At 47.3% G+C, this 16,852-nt stretch carries 13 protein-coding genes; 4 read left to right on the top strand and 9 right to left on the bottom strand.

Features of this window, described 5'->3' with window-relative positions:
* Positions 1-269 precede the first annotated feature (269 nt).
* On the bottom strand, positions 270-1,670 hold the full coding sequence (locus tag ACZ5NB_RS07445) for a glyceraldehyde-3-phosphate dehydrogenase (RefSeq protein ID WP_460232988.1): 1,401 nt from the start codon (positions 1,668-1,670) through the stop codon (positions 270-272).
* A gap of 377 nt (positions 1,671-2,047) precedes the next feature.
* On the opposite strand from ACZ5NB_RS07445, the gene mfd reads away from it, so the two are divergent.
* Positions 2,048-5,515, top strand: a complete 3,468-nt coding sequence (gene mfd / locus ACZ5NB_RS07440) for a transcription-repair coupling factor (protein WP_460232412.1) — start codon at positions 2,048-2,050, stop codon at positions 5,513-5,515.
* On the top strand, positions 5,516-6,514 hold the full coding sequence (locus ACZ5NB_RS07435; protein ID WP_460232410.1) for a CsiV family protein: 999 nt from the start codon (positions 5,516-5,518) through the stop codon (positions 6,512-6,514). It begins immediately after the preceding gene.
* A gap of 101 nt (positions 6,515-6,615) precedes the next feature.
* On the opposite strand, the gene ACZ5NB_RS07430 is transcribed toward ACZ5NB_RS07435, so the two are convergent.
* From ACZ5NB_RS07430 to nagZ, 5 genes are all read right to left on the bottom strand, one after another.
* The gene (locus ACZ5NB_RS07430; protein ID WP_460232409.1) at positions 6,616-6,828 is read right to left on the bottom strand and encodes a cold-shock protein; all 213 of its coding nucleotides are present in this window, start codon (positions 6,826-6,828) and stop codon (positions 6,616-6,618) included.
* Positions 6,829-7,220: 392 nt separating this feature from the next.
* Entirely contained in the window at positions 7,221-7,994 is a 774-nt protein-coding gene (locus ACZ5NB_RS07425) for an S-methyl-5'-thioinosine phosphorylase (RefSeq protein ID WP_460232407.1), read from the bottom strand.
* A gap of 120 nt (positions 7,995-8,114) precedes the next feature.
* Positions 8,115-8,684 carry a hypoxanthine-guanine phosphoribosyltransferase gene (locus ACZ5NB_RS07420; protein WP_460232406.1) on the bottom strand — a complete coding sequence of 190 codons (570 nt, stop codon included), beginning with the start codon at positions 8,682-8,684 and terminating at the stop codon, positions 8,115-8,117.
* Positions 8,685-8,694: 10 nt separating this feature from the next.
* Positions 8,695-9,804, bottom strand: a complete 1,110-nt coding sequence (locus ACZ5NB_RS07415) for a mechanosensitive ion channel family protein (RefSeq protein WP_460232405.1) — start codon at positions 9,802-9,804, stop codon at positions 8,695-8,697.
* A gap of 68 nt (positions 9,805-9,872) precedes the next feature.
* Complete coding sequence (gene nagZ, locus ACZ5NB_RS07410; protein ID WP_460232404.1) at positions 9,873-10,928, bottom strand: beta-N-acetylhexosaminidase; 1,056 nt, start codon at positions 10,926-10,928, stop codon at positions 9,873-9,875.
* A gap of 301 nt (positions 10,929-11,229) precedes the next feature.
* Here nagZ and lexA point away from each other — a divergent pair, with 301 nt between their 5' ends.
* Entirely contained in the window at positions 11,230-11,835 is a 606-nt protein-coding gene (lexA, locus tag ACZ5NB_RS07405; protein ID WP_460232403.1) for a transcriptional repressor LexA, read from the top strand.
* Positions 11,836-11,874: 39 nt separating this feature from the next.
* Positions 11,875-12,441 (top strand): hypothetical protein, encoded by a 567-nt coding sequence (locus ACZ5NB_RS07400; protein ID WP_460232401.1) that lies wholly within the window; start codon positions 11,875-11,877, stop codon positions 12,439-12,441.
* Between the two features lie 263 nt (positions 12,442-12,704).
* Here the strand turns inward: ACZ5NB_RS07400 and ACZ5NB_RS07395 are convergent, their stop codons facing one another.
* From ACZ5NB_RS07395 to topA, 3 genes are all read right to left on the bottom strand, one after another.
* Positions 12,705-13,169 (bottom strand): hypothetical protein, encoded by a 465-nt coding sequence (locus tag ACZ5NB_RS07395; protein ID WP_460232399.1) that lies wholly within the window; start codon positions 13,167-13,169, stop codon positions 12,705-12,707.
* A 305-nt stretch (positions 13,170-13,474) separates the two neighbouring features.
* Positions 13,475-14,005 carry a DUF6586 family protein gene (locus tag ACZ5NB_RS07390; RefSeq protein ID WP_460232398.1) on the bottom strand — a complete coding sequence of 177 codons (531 nt, stop codon included), beginning with the start codon at positions 14,003-14,005 and terminating at the stop codon, positions 13,475-13,477.
* Between the two features lie 33 nt (positions 14,006-14,038).
* Positions 14,039-16,759 carry a type I DNA topoisomerase gene (gene topA / locus ACZ5NB_RS07385; protein ID WP_460232396.1) on the bottom strand — a complete coding sequence of 907 codons (2,721 nt, stop codon included), beginning with the start codon at positions 16,757-16,759 and terminating at the stop codon, positions 14,039-14,041.
* Positions 16,760-16,852: the final 93 nt, after the last annotated feature.

The raw sequence follows: 16,852 nt of genomic DNA, 5'->3' as shown, positions 1-16,852 counted from the left end.
AGTGACAGACCTTATTTCGCCAGTGTAGTACATCACTGGGTTTACGGCAGACCACTTCACCAAGTGTAGGCGATGCCGGGGATACCGGACCCACCCCAAAGAAAAATCGGCGCAATTATAAAGATGACGCTTAAACCTTTCCAGGTCTAATTCACTATTTATCGAAGGGAATTCATGCGCCAACAGAGCAAAGACGATATACGCCTATAAAATCGACAAGGAGCGGGCACTATACCCACTCCTTAATTCCACTGTCACGGAAATACCGATCAAGCATTTTCCTCAAGCGGATACATCTTGTAGTTAACGCCCGCCATATCCTCTAAACAGCGCACCACCTGACAGCTATAACCAAACTCGTTGTCATACCAGCAGTAGAGCACGCAGTTTTCACCATCGACGATACTTGCGCGACTATCGAAAACACACGCATGGCGTGAACCAACAAAATCCGTCGATACAACTTCCGGCGAATTGGTGTAATCAATTTGGCGCTGAAGATCAGAATGTAGAGCAACCTCGCGCATGTACGCGTTCAACTCATCTTTAGTGGCGGCGTTGTTGAGGCGTAGATTAAGAATCGCCATCGACACGTTAGGCGTAGGTACGCGAATCGCATTACCGGTGAGCTTGCCACCAAGTTCTGGCAACGCTTTAGCCACAGCTTTCGCAGCACCGGTTTCGGTGATGACCAAATTCAAAGGCGCTGCACGACCACGGCGCTCACCTTTGTGGAAGTTATCAATCAAGTTTTGATCGTTGGTGAAAGCATGCACAGTTTCTACGTGTCCATGCTCTACGCCGTATTTATCATTGATCGCTTTTAATACAGGCACGATCGCATTGGTAGTACAAGATGCCGCTGATATGATCTTGTCTTCAGGCTGAATCTCACCATTGTTGATACCGTAAACGATGTTTTTCAAGTTACCTTTACCCGGTGCGGTCAAAATCACCTTCGATACGCCAGGGCATTCTAAATGCTGACTCAAGCCGGCTTCGTCACGCCATACACCAGTGTTATCCACCACGATAGCGTTGTTGATACCGTACTTGGTGTAATCCACTTCACTTGGCGAGTTAGCGTAGATCACTTTGATCTCGTTGCCATTACATACCAAGGTATCGGTATCTTCATCAATTCGGATAGTACCTTTGAAGGAACCATGCACGGAATCACGACGTAATAGACTAGCGCGCTTCTCCAGGTCGTTGTCGGCTTTCGATTTGCGCACAACGATAGCTTTGACTCGCATCACCTCGCCACTACCCGCTTTTTCAATAAGCAGGCGCGCCACTAAGCGACCAATTCGGCCAAAACCGTATAGTACGATGTCCTGCGCTTCGGGGATTGGCTTGCCGGCTGTACCGACAAGATTGGCTAGCTCCGCGTCCAAAAAGCTATCAATACCATCGACAACACCATTATTGGCCTTCATGTTGTGGACAGCGAGCTTACCAAGGTCAATATGGGCGTGACCAAGGTCTAATTTGCTAAGGGCTTCGAGGATAGGAAAGGTTTCGAATTCCGACAGTTCATTCTCTTCAATCTGGCGAACACGACGGTGCGCTTTCATGATATCGATGACAGAACGGGCCACCAACGAACGGCCATACATATAGATGTTCACGTTACGATCTCGGTTGAGCTTACCGATGATGGGGATCATGGCCTCAGCGAGTGCTTCACGTTGTTTCCAGTCTTTAAAGTAGTCTTCCGGTTTTGGTCGATTCACGTGTCGTTACCTTTGCTCTCGATTCTCAATGATGAACTCTAATTCCTTCCCCGCGCCCGTCACCCAGGTTCTGGGGGCCGCCATTATCCCGATAGGCCCACTAGATTGCAAAAAATTTGTCCACTTTAGATGACCGAAGTCTGCCCCTGAGTGATGAGTAACCAAAGAACCGGGTTCGCACCCTAACGGGTAGCATTAAATCCCCGTATCATCCCGTAAAAGCGACACCCCTGACCTACCGATAAAGCTCAAAACCGTTACAATACCCGGCCACATAACCACCCCCACCAAGACAGCAGCTATTACACGTAATGACAACGATCAACCCTTTAACGCCAGACATTCCTCAACAAGCATCTGACCACAGACGCTGGGGCGATTTTGCGGGCAGCAGCCTCGCGCTTTCCATTGTAAAAGCCGCCGAGCAGCAACCCAATTTGACCGTTGTGATTACTGCAGATACAGCAAGTGCCGCAACACTAGAAGCAGAAATCAACTTCTACAGTCGTCAGGAGGATAGCTCCCCTCCTTGGCCAATTTTTCATCTACCCGACTGGGAAACTTTACCTTACGATTTCTTTTCACCACACCAGGACATTATTTCTGAACGTCTCAACACCCTCTACCACCTTCCTCACACAGAACGAGGGATATTGGTAGTACCCGCCAGCACGTTAATACACAGACTCTGCCCAAAGGAGTATGTCCAACACCAAAGCCTGATCATAAACACCGGCGATAGCGTCACGCTGCAAGATATGACGCGACAGCTGGAGGCAACGGGCTATCGCAATGTCGACACTGTCTACGAACACGGCGAGTACGCCGTACGTGGGTCAATACTCGACATTTTCCCAATGGGAAGCCACCAGCCCTACCGAATTGATTTGTGGGACGATGAAGTCGAAACTCTCCGCACCTTCGATCCCGAGAACCAACTAACCGTAGAAAAGATTGACAGTATTCGGCTCCTTCCCGCTAAAGAATATCCGCTAGACGGCGACGGAATTAACGCCTTTCGCAATAGTTGGCATCAGCACTTCGATGTCGATCACCGGCGCTGCCCGCTATATCAAGATGTGAGCGAAGGCATTGCTCCCGCAGGCATCGAATATTACCTACCCCTCTTTTTTGAACAGTGCGGAACTCTATTCGACTACTTGCCAAAGAACGCACTGATTTTTACCTGCGGTAATATAGAGGCATCCGTCGACCACTTTTGGCAAGAAGCACAGCGTCGATTCGACAGCCGCTGTGCAGATATCGAGCGCCCTATCCTGCCGCCCTCCTCACTATTTCTCGGCAACGATACGCTCTTCGCGAAACTCAAAGAATATCCGCGAATCAACGTCAATAACGAACTCCGTGGTGCACTCCAATCTAGTTCCGCAGCACTTCCTAATTTAAGTATTGATAGCCGAGCAACCAACCCTCTATCCGCCCTAGAAGCATTTTTATTGGAGACCGACACGCGAGTGTTATTTTGTGCGGAAACAGCGGGCCGCCGAGAAACGCTACTGGAGTTACTCGCGCGCATAGGCGTTAAACCTCAAGCGATGTCGTGCTGGCAAGAATTTCTTGGCGACAAGGTCGACATTGCAATGACTGTCGAACCGATAAGTCGAGGTATCTGGCTGAAGGAAGACAACATCGCCATCATCACTGAAGGCGAATTATTCGGCCAGCGAATTCAACAACAAAGACGCCGTAAACGCGAGCAGGATAATGCCGATCAAGTCATCAAGAACCTCACTGAGTTAAGTATTGGTGCAGCCGTAGTCCATATCGATCACGGCGTTGGTCGTTACCAGGGCCTGGAGATCCTTGAAGTCGAAGGTCAGTCTCATGAATTTTTACTATTGGAGTATGCCGGTAACGACAAGCTGTATGTTCCAGTTGCGAGCTTGGAGAGAATTAGTCGCTATTCTGGTAGCGGCGATAGCGTTGTACCACTGCATCGCTTAGGCAGTGATCAATGGGCCAAAGCGAAACGCAAAGCGGCTGAAAAAATTCGCGATGTTGCCGCCGAACTCTTGGACATCTACGCACAACGCGCCGTGAAACCGGGTTATCAATTTGATAATCCTGGCGATGCATACGAGAAATTTTCAAACGCATTCCCGTTTGAAGAAACACCAGATCAAGAACAAGCCATTGCCGCAGTCCGCAGTGACATGTTATCACCCAACGCAATGGATCGATTGGTGTGCGGTGATGTGGGTTTCGGTAAAACCGAAGTAGCCATGCGCGCAGCGTTTATTGCCGTTCAAAGCGGGAAGCAAGTGGCTGTACTGGTACCAACCACACTCTTAGCTCAACAGCATTTCGAAAATTTTAAAGATCGCTTTGCCGATTGGCCCGTCAATGTAGAAGTGCTATCTCGCTTCCGCAGCAACAAAGAGCTGGAATCTGTTCAAGCTAAAATAGCCTCAGGTAACGTAGACATTGTTATCGGTACTCACAAACTAATTCAAAGTGACATTAAATATCACGAGCTTGGCCTTTTAATCATCGACGAAGAACACCGTTTCGGCGTGAGGCAAAAGGAAAAACTCAAAGCAATGCGCAGTGAAGTGGACATCCTCACATTGACCGCGACCCCCATACCTCGCACCTTAAACATGTCCATGGCCGGCATGCGTGACCTCTCAATCATCAGCACACCGCCAGCAAAGCGTCTGTCAGTAAAAACCTTCGTGCGTCAAAGTGATGATGGACTCATCAAGGAAGCGATCGCTCGAGAAATTTTACGGGGTGGTCAAGTTTACTATCTTCACAATGAAGTCAAGTCAATTGAAAAAACTGCACGGGAACTGCAAGAGCTAATGCCCGAAGCGCGAATCGGTATTGGTCACGGACAATTGCGCGAAAGCGAATTGGAACAAGTGATGAGCGATTTCTACCATAAGCGTTTTAACGTCTTGGTCTGTAGTACGATCATTGAAACAGGGATTGATGTTCCAAATGCAAACACCATCATTATTGATCGAGCCGACAAATTTGGTCTCGCCCAACTGCATCAGTTGCGTGGTCGGGTTGGTAGATCTCACCATCAAGCCTATGCTTATCTCCTAACACCTCCGCCAAAACAAATGACGGGTGACGCAGTCAAAAGGCTTGAGGCCATCGCGAACACCTCGGATTTAGGTGCAGGATTCACGCTGGCAACACACGACATGGAAATTCGCGGCGCGGGCGAACTTTTAGGCGACGAACAAAGCGGCCAAATAGAAAGTATTGGCTTCTCACTGTACATGGAATTGCTAGATAAAGCAGTTAAGGCCTTAAAGGCTGGCAAGGACATCAACTCGGATCTAACCGCTAGCACCAATGTTGAAGTGAATCTAAGCCTCCCGGCGTTGATTCCCGACGACTATCTGCCGGATGTCCACAGCCGTTTAATCATGTATAAACGAATTGCAAACGCTCAAAATAGCGATCAACTGCGAGAGCTTCAAGTTGAAATGATTGACCGCTTTGGCCTCCTTCCGGATGCGACCAAAAACCTCTTCCATGTCAGTGAGCTAAAATTGCGAGCAGAAACCCTGGGAATCATTAAAATTGAAGCATCGGTGGAACGCGGACGTATCGAGTTTTCAAGCGAACCACTCATCGATCCTTTGACCATTGTAAAATTGGTGCAAACCCAACCACAAAATTACCAATTAAGTGGCGCAAACCATTTGAAATTCAATGCCGAAATGGCCACTATCGAACAACGCTTTGCCAGTATCGAACAATTACTCGACAGACTGTCGCAAAAATCACAGGCCGCTTAAATGTTGCAAAAATCGCTTTTACGATACCTCACTCTTCCGCTGTTTGTCGGCGGCTTGTCTTGCTCTGTAAATGCACAGGAAAGCGAGGCTTCAGATGTTACTTGGTACACAGTCGAACTGATCCTCTTTCGTCAAGGAGGCAACCCCGATCATACAGTGGAGCAGTGGCGTAACGATATACGCATGTCATATCCATTAGAGTGGCGCAGCCTCATCCCCCAAAGCCTAGCACCTGAACCACTCGTTTCTGACGAAGAAATTCAAAGCCTCAGCGATGACAGTGCAATGTCGCTTGCCGCAAGTAACGGCGACAATAATCCAGCCAGTGAACCTGTCCTCAACAACGAAGACGATGGCGTTGAAAACGATTCTCCAGCGTTAATCATTGGTGATGATCCATTGATATTACTTGCGCCAGAGGAGCTACAACTCTCCGAACAGGTTGAAAAAATTCAACGCAATAACCATTACCGAGTATTATTTCATGGCGGCTGGCATCACCCTTTTGTTGAACGTGAAAAAGAGCGAGGCATCATAATTAGCGCTGGTGACCGCTTCGATCATCACCATGAGTTGGAAGGCAGTATCGAGCTCAAGTTGCAGCGTTACCTGCACTTAACCACCAACCTTTGGCTCACCCAATTTGCGACAAACTTTGGCGAAGAGAGTGAATGGCCAGAACTACCCTGGCCACCAAATCGGCAACGTCCCATTCAAGATTTAAGTACAAACAATTGGTTCACTGGTGGCTTCAATCAAAGTTTTAATAACGAGATCCAATTCGATTCTTTGGTAGAAAAATCATACGTAGTGAAAAACATAGCCCCTGTCGAGGTGACTCGACGCATGCGAAGTAATGAACTGCACTACATCGATCATCCGTTAGTAGGCATCCTCGTCCAATTCACACCCTATGATCCACTTGAAAATGTACAAGAAGACGTGATAGCTGAAGACGAAGGTGCAGAACAAAACCCACCCATTTCTTCGCCTAACTAAGCCTCAATAAGTGTAAGCCATTAACAAAAAAGGCCGGGAATTAATTCCTGGCCTTTTTTGTTTTTATCGATCAATAAATTGACTATCAGCAAGCGTGCTATTTAGACACAGACAACATCTTCTGCCTGGAGCCCTTTTTCCCCTTCCTGAAGAGCAAACTCAACTTCTTGCCCTTCATTGAGAGAACGAAAACCATCACCACGAATGTTACGATAATGAACAAATACATCTGAACTTGATTCCCCACAAGTGATAAACCCATAACCCCTTGCGTTATTAAACCACTTAACCGTTCCCCGGTTTCGATCTTCCATACTGCCTAACCTCGTTGATTTTTTATCATGTGCGCTATTGTTAACAACCGTCACATTCCTTTGTTGTCCACTCCCGTTTGCCTAGAATGCGCGCCAGCAAGACCTTACTCTTCAGGACATATTAGAAACCGTTTTACGCAAAAACGTGTTAGCTTAGTGACAAGCAACAAGCCCCAATAAAATCAAGACAGCTCTACATCGAAGGTGAAAACGTCCGGTATTTTATTCAAATTAGTAAAATGATAGGGAAGCGAACAGCACTATTTTCGTAGTCAAAGTTAACAAAAAATAACACCCAAATAGCGAAATGGCGGCGTAAGTGGTTTTTGGCACACCACTCATCATTATAAAAACCAACACTTACCAAAAAGCGAAAAGTTGTTTGAGAAAATTTAAGGGGGCGGGCTATCTCCTACAGAGCGGGCAAAGGCTTCAACGAATGACTTAACATCTTCAATTGAACTCTCCAATTGCTGATAAATTGCTTCAAGAGTAATGGCTCCTGGGCTCAGTCCGGCGGCCCAGTTCACCACCACAGACAATGAGGCATAAGGCAGATTTAACTCACGGGCTAACGCCGCCTCCGGCATCACAGTCATACCGATTAAATCACACCCATCACGCTCAAAGCGCTTAATTTCCGCTGCTGTCTCTAAGCGTGGGCCCTGAGCACAACCATAAACGCCGCCCGCAATGAGTTCGTGCTGATTTCGCTCAGCTAAATGTATCAACGCACTTCGCCAGCTAGGATCAAAGGGTTCTGTAAAATCAATATGCTCAACACCAGCCTCATCGCCAGTAAAATATGTGTGCTCCCGCCCATAGGTGTAGTCGATGATTTGGTCGGGCAGTACTAGAGACCCTGGCTGCATATCCGAACGGATTCCGCCGACCGCGTTCACCGATAAAACAGCAGCGACACCTACGCTGTGAAGAGCCCACATGTTGGCTCGATAGTTAATCCGGTGAGGAGGTAGCGCGTGACCATCGCCGTGACGCGGCAGAAAGACGACATCAGACCCACTTAATGTTCCAAAAACCGCAGGCGCAGACAACCCGTAGGGTGTTTCAATAACGGACGTTTCGTGGATGTTTAATTCTGGAAATTGATTAAAGCCAGACCCACCAATGACGGCGAAAGCTTTGCCCTCAAGTGAAAAACTCATCGATACCTCTTTCTTTAATGTGTTTACCGGGCAGCAAACGTGCTAACGCTTACTCCTCTATCTATAGAATATTGACTAGCCAGCAATTGACTGATTACCACAGGCGACCAATGTGGCCGACTAAGAGAGCAATAGCGACTGTAATTGATCATCGAGAGCATAGATGTTCTCAAGATTGCGACCATACCCCGCCACATCCATACCGTAACCAACGACAAATTTATCTGGCACCTCAAGACCGACATAGTCGGCACTTAACACGTGTTCATTTTTCTCTTTAGGCTTCGCTACCAGTACCGCGGTCGCAACTTTTTCTGCACCGCCGCGTCGACAATAATCAGCAATGGCCGCCAAAGTAATACCTTCGTCTAAGATATCATCGACGATGATAACGTCGCGGCCTTGTAATGACACTGATGGCTCAACTGTCCAAGATAGCTCATCGCCAACACATTGATCGCCATAGCGGCTTGCATGAAGGTAATCCACCTCTAGAGGAAAACGCAGTGATAACATAAGCCGAGCGAAAAAAGGTAACGCCCCGTTCATCACCCCGACAAGAATGGGCTTAGAGTGTCGAAAGTCGTTAGTTATATCCTTGGCCATACATTCAATAGCATTCTCTATCTGGTCACGTCGCCAAAGTAGCTCCGCATTTTGCCGAATGGCTTCGAATTGATCACTATTCATTGCGGTACGTCTACTTGCTAGTATTTTCCGGGACAACGCCTTGCAGTCTCACGACTTCAGGAACATGTAACGTTGATGTGGGGAACGCACACTCGGCACCATGCTGTTCAATAATATCGAATATTGAAAATAACACGCGCTGTTTGATCTCGTGATACTCAATCCAGTTCGTCGTTTTTGTGAAAGTGTAAACAAAAAAGTCGAGTGATGAAGCACCAAAACTATTAAAGTTAACAATTAACGTTTGAGAGTGATCAATGTCTTCATGACCTTCTAACATCGCCCTCACATCGTCAACTATTCCCGGTAATTTACTGGCATCGTCATAACGCACGCCAATTGTTTCGTAAATGCGACGATTCGTCATACGTGAGGGGTTTTCAACCGAAATATGAGTGAATGTTGAGTTCGGCACATATAATAAGCGTTTGTCGAACGTGCGGATTCGAGTTAGTCGCCAGCCAATTTCTTCAACTGTGCCTTCGATTTCTTGGTCCGGCGAACGAATCCATTCGCCAACCGAAAACTGCCGGTCAAGGTATACCATTAATCCGCCGAAGAAATTAGCTAACAAGTCTTTCGCTGCAAAACCAACGGCCAAACCACCGATCCCACCAAATGCCAATACACCACTAATACTAACGCCAAAAGTTTGTAGCACGAAAAGAACCGCGGTGATGATGACCGAAACCCGCAGTAGTTTTCCAACGGCTGTCACCGTCGTGATATCCATGGGCTTATTTTTTGTAAACTCTGGCTGCGTTAAATTTTCTTCCGCTTTGCGAATAAAAAGCACTAAGAACCAGGTAACGATAACGTTGACCCCCACCTTTCGCGCGGCATCTACAATATCGACTAACTCTGGAGACGTTTCCTTTATTGCAAACTCGATAGCAACAGACAACCCTACAAGCCAAATAAACCATTTTAGCGGCCGCTTCACAGAGCTAATCAGTGCATCATCCCACAAGGTCTTGGTCTGCTGGGTTCGCGCCTCAATCCGATCTAAAACAACCTTGGCAATGTACGCGACAATCAACGTGGTAAACACCACCAGAAAATCTTTCATTACCCAGAGATACGCCTCTGGAATCCACTGCTTTAGCCACTCTTCTAACATCCTGCCTTTCCTACTATTCGTTTAACGCTTTAATGAGATATTGTCGATACACCTGGCCGAGTGTAGGTTTAAATAATTTCTTTTTGTTGTGTTAATTCAGCCAATGATTCACGGACGTGTTGCCAACGTGTGGACGCTAACAGTTCTGCCCAGGAGACCTCTTGTCGAGCTTTCATAGAGGCCAAACGGGGGCTCGGCTCCAACGCCTGACCTTCAAGCCCCGCTACAACTTCATTTGCACCGTCACGATTGTTACACACCAACACCATGTCGCAGCCTGCCGCAAGCGCTTGCCGTGCGCGATCGGTGAAACTACCTGCGGAGCGGGCACCTGCCATATCTAAATCATCTGAAAAGATGACCCCTTGGTAAGCCAAATCACCTCGCAAAAACTCCTGCAGCCATTTTGAAGAAAACCCTACTGGCATGGGGTCAACGTCGGAGAACACAATATGAGCGGGCATGACCGCATCGAGTTCATGTTGCAAACGCATAAACGGCACCAGGTCTCGTGCTTTGATATCATCCATCGGTCGATCATCGACAGGCAACTCAAGATGACTATCCCCCACCACACTGCCATGTCCTGGGAAATGCTTGCCAGTGGTTGCCATACCGGCTTCATGCATTCCTGCCAGAAACGCACTAGCGAGCTCTACCACCTCTTCCGGCTTATTTGAGAAAGAGCGATCGGCTATGACACTACAATAAGCATCATCAACATCCAGCACTGGGGCAAAACTAAAATCCATTCCTGTCGCCAACACTTCACTAGCCATTAGCCAACCACAATCCTTCACTAAGCCTAATGTGTGTTCCTGATTGGTTCGATATAGAGGAAGAAATGCCTGCATGGGTGGCAATCGTGTATAGCCGTCACGCAAGCGCTGTACTCGTCCTCCCTCTTGGTCAACCGCAAGCAAAAGTTCTGGTCGAATATCACGCACGGCAGAGACCAGAGCGAAAATTTGCTCTCTAGATTCGATATTGCGCGCAAAGAAGATCACTCCACCAACCAATGGGTTTAACAACAAGGCTCTGTCATCTTCCGTTATTTCGGTTCCGATCAGGTCGACCATTACTGGGCCGAGCTTTAAAGGGGTTCCGGCTAAGCTTACTGCCATGGTTGATTGTCCTCGTGAGCAACTTGCTGGGTATATTTAGAGGTCGTAACCATATACCAACCTCCTCACAAGTTACAGCGCGCTGGCTATCAGAAATGACGGATTTAACGAAGAGCCGCCTACAGCAACAGAGAAATCGCGCAAAAATAAAACACTTGCACTGGCATTAACACTGTATATAATGCCATGTACTGTATATACCAACAGACTGTATAGGATAAACACATACAGTTTACATACCATTGACGGCACAGACGGATTGCGTTGACACCGTAAATGCAATCCAGCACGAGGACATAGCATGATTAAACTTACCGAACGCCAGGAAGAAGTTCTGCAGTTAATCCGTGATTATATTGAAGAAACAGGCTACCCCCCTACTCGTGCAGAAATTGCAGAGGAACTTGGTTTTAGGTCTGCCAACGCCGCTGAAGAACATTTACGCGCACTTGCACGCAAAGGTGCTATCGAGATGGTTCCAGGTGCATCTCGTGGCATTCGGTTACCCGAAAGCGAATCAGGAATTCCTGTCGTCGGCAGGGTCGCGGCAGGCAACCCCATTTTGGCAGAGGAAAATATTGAAGACTATTGTGATATTTCGCCTTCTTTTTTCTCTCCCCAAGCTGACTACATGTTACGAGTAAAAGGCTACAGCATGAAAGATGCTGGGATACTTGATGGTGACTTGCTCGCCGTTCACAAAACCAATCAGGCTCGCAACGGACAGATTGTTGTCGCTCGTATTGGCGAAGAAGTCACTGTGAAGCGTTTTCGTCGAGAGAGAAATAAGCAACAAGTTGAGCTTGTGCCAGAGAACGCTGATTTTGATGTGATCGAGGTCAATCTGAAAGATGACGATTTCGAAATCGAAGGTTTAAGCGTCGGGATTATTCGTCGCGGCGAATAGTTTCGCTGAAAAGCAAGGTAGATCAGAGGTAACGTCGTTATGTTCCCACAGCAGCTTTCTGAAACAACAGCATCATTTCCAGAGGATCTGGCTAGCGCAGCTTATCATGCTTCTAACTCACAGGGGCAGCTGTCTCCCCATGCGACAGCTCACGCCGTGACATCGCTCTCTATAGAGCTTCCCCGACTCAACACTCAGCAACAATCACTGTCACTGAGTGTTTATAGACACTGTCTCTTGAGTTCTATAACAAGCGCATTAACTACTGCAGACGATGATCTCGATCAATCTCGATGGGTAACGGTTATCGTGGATTCTTTGACCGCGCGCTGGCTTGCTTCGCAAACACTGAATAGTAAACATCTCCGCATCATTCGTGTCGATTGTAATGATGATGCACTTTGGTCCGCTTGGGAGGCATTGGCGCTGGGCAATAGTATGACAGTGATTGCTGCTCTGACTAATCTCACATCTCAAGAAAAAAACCATCTCGAACAGGCCGCGCAGAAAGGAAGCTCGCGAGCCTTACTCATTAACCAGCTTATTTCTATACCATCGCAGCAGGTTGATTATTTCAGTCCCGAAATACAAAACGCTGCAGCATAGTATCAGTAATCCAATATCGCTCTATAGAAACTTTTCCAAGGAAATGTTGCTGACGGGCTTCAAGGGTAAGTACGTTGCCTTACAGCCTGAAAATTCACAAGCGGTGTAAGACAAGTGGAAAACTAGAGCGGGTTATGTGGAACGTAATCCTAAGGAAATTACCTTTTAAGCCATTCGCGTACAACTCTACGTTGATTAGAGTCTCGACAGCATCCACATCTTTTATGAGTGATGATCTATCAACACTCATCGTGAGATATAAGTTAATGAACCAAATGTGACTCCATGGCGAGTGAATTCATGTCAGTACCACTCTCGCTATTATCGTTGTCGTTCTCCAAACTATTACTGCGCTTGAGGCCCTTAATTTGAGTCTGATCCGCACCCTTCTGCGGAGTAACTTCTGGTTCAGTCGATGTTCCAAGCGATTCTTTAGCATCCGACAAAGACGTCTGCTGTTCATTCTCTTCGCTTGTAGATTCAATTCCCAACTCGACCTGTTTTGCCCCATCACTGGTGATCGCCGCATAGTGATTGGCAACCTCAGCCACTCTCTCTAGGCCTGCCTCCATCATCACTTTCGCAATAGAGAACTTATCCCCCTCAAGGAAGCGTACTAGTTCTGTTGAAAATCGTATTGTAACCAGTGTTTGCGCATCATTTTCGCCCTCTCGCTGCAGCGCAACATCCCCGTTAGGAAGTTCTACGATTTCGTATGTTTTAGTCATTTTTTTCTCCAAATGGTACAGCTGTGCTTACCTCTGGTGTAAACATCTAACCCGTTTCTATTATTCCTTCGCGGTGTTAAAAACTCGAACGCGACAACTAAAGCCCCCAAACAGTCACAGCATACTGAATAACGTCGATCAAAGGTCGTGATTAAACTTCAAAAGCGACAGGTCAGCCTACTCACGGCCCCAGCGGGTAGACAAATTCTACCATCCAATTAACGCGCGCATGGAGTGCTGTTTTGAAATAGTCAGAGAAATGTGACAGATAAGGCTTTAACAACCGGGTAGTGCTTGGTTAGAACTTATTCTTCTGCGCAATGTATGCGTTGAGCGTCGATCAAAGACTGGGCTTCGCTCAACAAGCCTTTGACCATCGAAAGCCCATCGGTATTGTTTCGCGTATCAAGCGAGGTTGAGGCAATTAAACTAGGTGTCGCAGATGTCTGCACTGGTTGAGAGAGAGCATTGCCATTAAGAAAGCTACCAAGGCGTTGAGGATCACGCTCGAGCGATATCAAGAGGCTCAACCAGGAATCTGTTTGTGACGAGAGCTTCTGCCATTCTTGCAACTCTTTGCTATGAGGATGTGCAACACAGAAATACGCGATAACACTGCCAATGTTTTCGGGTAACGCAAGCAACTTTTCAGGCTTAGACTCTCCACTCAGCTCAGCCAAGAAAAATACGATGGCTTTGTGGAGCTGCAATATCGCCGCATCAAGTGCCGCATGTTGACGTAAACGCTGTTCGATATCAGGGTCCGGTGTTGGTTCAGCTGTTCTCAGCTGCACACGGACAAAAGCCAGCCGTTGGTTAACCAGTGTTGATATCATTTAAACCCCTAAAACTCGAACTCAGTACCCTGGCTATTTCTTTTTCGCACTGGCTTTTTTCTTAGGTGCTACTTTTTTCTTTACTGCGGTCTTTGCTTTTGGCTTCGCCTTGGCCTTCGTTTTGGCAGTAGTGCCCTGTGCAACCCATTTGCCGCCCTCGTAGAACGCCTTCCAGCCCGTTGCCTTTCCTTCAACTTCCGACTGTACGTACTGCTCCTTGGTCTTCCTACTGTAGCGAATAACCGTTTTTACCCCATCTGGGTCTTCGGTAGGCGCACTGAATAAAAAGCTATATTTTGGATCGATTTCATCTTTGTGAGGCAAAATTTCGTCGACCAGTGGTGCACGAGTTTCGCGGTTTTTCGGAAATTGACTTGCAGCCAAGAATAAACCTGAAGCCCCGTCACGCAGCACGTAAGTATCATCAACCTTTTCACAGGCAAGCTCTGGCATCGCCACCGGATCCATTTTGGGCGGTGCCGCTTCGCCATTTCTCAATAGCTTGCGGGTATTTTTACAGTCATCGCTTGTACAGCCAAAGTATTTACCAAAGCGCCCTGTTTTAAGCTGCATTTCACTACCGCATTTGTCGCACTCTAGGGTAGGCCCCTCGTAACCTTTAAGTTTAAATGAGCCTTTTTCGATTTCGTATCCACTACAATCTGGATTGTTACCGCAAATATGTAGTTTTCGTTGCTCATCTAATAGGTAGCTGTCCATTGCGGTGTTGCATAATTTGCAGCGTCGGCGTTCACGGAGTTGCTTTGATTCAGCCTCTTCATCTTCATCAACATTCACCGCTTCGTCGCCAGAGACCAAGTTCATGGTACTTTTGCAACGCTCTTTAGGCGGTAAGTTATAACCCGAACAGCCTAAAAATACCCCTGTACTGCCGGTACGAATCTGCATCGGACGTCCGCACTGCTGGCACTCAATATCCGTTTCAGTCGGTGAGTTTCGTCGCATGCCATCATCAGGGCTCTGTGCCTTTTCCAGCTGAGTCGTAAAATCCGCATAGAAATCATCAAGTACGGAGCGCCAGTCTTTATCACCTTCCGCGACTTCGTCTAACAGTTCTTCCATCTTCGCGGTAAAGCTGTAATCCATAAGCTCTTGAAAGCTTTCAACTAAACGCTCCGTCACAATATCGCCCATTTTTTCAGCGTAGAAACGACGGTTTTCAACACGAACGTAACCACGATCTTGAATCGTAGAAATGATCGACGCGTAAGTTGATGGCCGCCCAATGCCGCGTTTTTCCAACTCCTTTACCAAGCTAGCTTCTGTATATCGCGCGGGAGGCTTAGTGAAATGCTGATTGGGATCGAGTTTAACCAGATCAAGAATATCACCCACTTTGACATCAGGCAATACAACATCTTCTTCTTTTTTCGATACAGGCGGCATGACTTTCATAAAGCCATCGAATCGCATAATACGACCACGTGTTCTTAGCTCAAAGTCACCCGCCTTAAGCGTGACCGATGTACTGGTGAATTGCGCAGGCGTCATCTGACAGGCAACGAATTGCTGCCAAATTAGCGTATACAATCGCTCTGCATCTCTCTCCATGCCCGATAACTGAGTAGGCTTAACAGCAACGTCCGATGGGCGTATCGCTTCGTGAGCCTCTTGTGCACCCTCCTTACTGCTGTAGCTGTTGGGAGCCTCAGGCAAATATTTTTTGCCATAATTATCGACAATAAAATCTCGACAGGCCGCCACCGCTTCCTTGCTTAAATTTGTGGAGTCTGTACGCATATAGGTGATGTAACCAGCTTCATAGAGGCGCTGCGCTAACACCATGGTTTTTTTCACCCCGAATCCCATACGTGTACTCGCAGCCTGTTGTAGAGTCGACGTAATAAATGGAGCTGAGGGTTTAGATTGTGTGGGCTTATCTTCCCGTGTCGCGACCTGATATTCTGCTTTCTCAAGCTTGCTTACAGCGTCTTTCGCTTGGGCCTCATTGAAAGGTTTAAATGCCTTGCCGGCTTCCTTTTTAACTTCGAAGCGGACTTTTTCTTTTTTCTTGGTGTTTAAATCTGCAAAAACGTCCCAGTATTCCTCAGGAATAAAGGCTCGGATCTCGCGTTCTCGCTCAACAACGAGACGCACCGCTACGGATTGAACGCGCCCGGCGGACAAACCTCGAGCAATTTTTTCCCATAGTAACGGGGATACCATATACCCAACGACTCGATCCAAAAAGCGCCGTGCTTGCTGAGCATCTACTCGGCTTTGGTCGATAGGACCTGGATGCTGAAAAGCCTCCTGAATGGCGGATTTGGTAATCTCGTTAAATACTACCCGGCGAAAACGGTCATCGTCGCCGCCAATGGATTCTCGCAGGTGCCAAGCAATGGCCTCTCCTTCGCGATCCAAATCCGTTGCGAGATAAATAGTGTCGGCGTTTTCAGCTAGCTCGCGCAGCTCTTTAATCACCTTTTCTTTATTCGGCAAAATCTCATAATGCGCTTCCCAATTTTTATCAGGATTAATACCCATTCGGTTAATTAACTGCGCTTTAGCTTTCTTTAACTTGTGCTTAACTTTCTCTGCAGGCGACAGTTTACGGGTAATAGCCGCTTGTCGAGCCCTCTCTTTGGCGTCGACCGGCTTTTTCGCACCACCACTTGTAGGAAGATCACGAATGTGACCGACACTGGATTTTACGATGTAGTCTTTACCCAGATATCGATTGATCGTCTTGGCTTTGGCTGGTGACTCGACGATAACAAGAGATTTACCCATAGTTCCCTTCTACTGCAGTAGCGGCTGCGTTAAAGCATGTGACGTGTGATTAGCTAAACCACCGGGCATTAGAGACGTCGCAACGCTGAAAAA

This window comes from Aurantivibrio plasticivorans (genome assembly GCF_055392955.1).
The sequence above is the reverse complement of the archived record's forward strand: the minus strand, read 5'-3'. Positions and strand labels throughout refer to the sequence as shown.

Excerpts from the sequence above, each read along its gene's own strand:
- ACZ5NB_RS07445 (WP_460232988.1), bottom strand. The coding sequence starts at position 1,670 with ATGATCCCCATCATCGGTAAGCTCAACCGAGATCGTAACGTGAACATC.
- mfd (WP_460232412.1), top strand. The coding sequence starts at position 2,048 with ATGACAACGATCAACCCTTTAACGCCAGACATTCCTCAACAAGCATCT.
- ACZ5NB_RS07435 (WP_460232410.1), top strand. The coding sequence starts at position 5,516 with ATGTTGCAAAAATCGCTTTTACGATACCTCACTCTTCCGCTGTTTGTC.
- ACZ5NB_RS07430 (WP_460232409.1), bottom strand. The coding sequence starts at position 6,828 with ATGGAAGATCGAAACCGGGGAACGGTTAAGTGGTTTAATAACGCAAGG.
- ACZ5NB_RS07425 (WP_460232407.1), bottom strand. The coding sequence starts at position 7,994 with ATGAGTTTTTCACTTGAGGGCAAAGCTTTCGCCGTCATTGGTGGGTCT.
- ACZ5NB_RS07420 (WP_460232406.1), bottom strand. The coding sequence starts at position 8,684 with ATGAATAGTGATCAATTCGAAGCCATTCGGCAAAATGCGGAGCTACTT.
- ACZ5NB_RS07415 (WP_460232405.1), bottom strand. The coding sequence starts at position 9,804 with ATGTTAGAAGAGTGGCTAAAGCAGTGGATTCCAGAGGCGTATCTCTGG.
- nagZ (WP_460232404.1), bottom strand. The coding sequence starts at position 10,928 with ATGGCAGTAAGCTTAGCCGGAACCCCTTTAAAGCTCGGCCCAGTAATG.
- lexA (WP_460232403.1), top strand. The coding sequence starts at position 11,230 with ATGATTAAACTTACCGAACGCCAGGAAGAAGTTCTGCAGTTAATCCGT.
- ACZ5NB_RS07400 (WP_460232401.1), top strand. The coding sequence starts at position 11,875 with ATGTTCCCACAGCAGCTTTCTGAAACAACAGCATCATTTCCAGAGGAT.
- ACZ5NB_RS07395 (WP_460232399.1), bottom strand. The coding sequence starts at position 13,169 with ATGACTAAAACATACGAAATCGTAGAACTTCCTAACGGGGATGTTGCG.
- ACZ5NB_RS07390 (WP_460232398.1), bottom strand. The coding sequence starts at position 14,005 with ATGATATCAACACTGGTTAACCAACGGCTGGCTTTTGTCCGTGTGCAG.
- topA (WP_460232396.1), bottom strand. The coding sequence starts at position 16,759 with ATGGGTAAATCTCTTGTTATCGTCGAGTCACCAGCCAAAGCCAAGACG.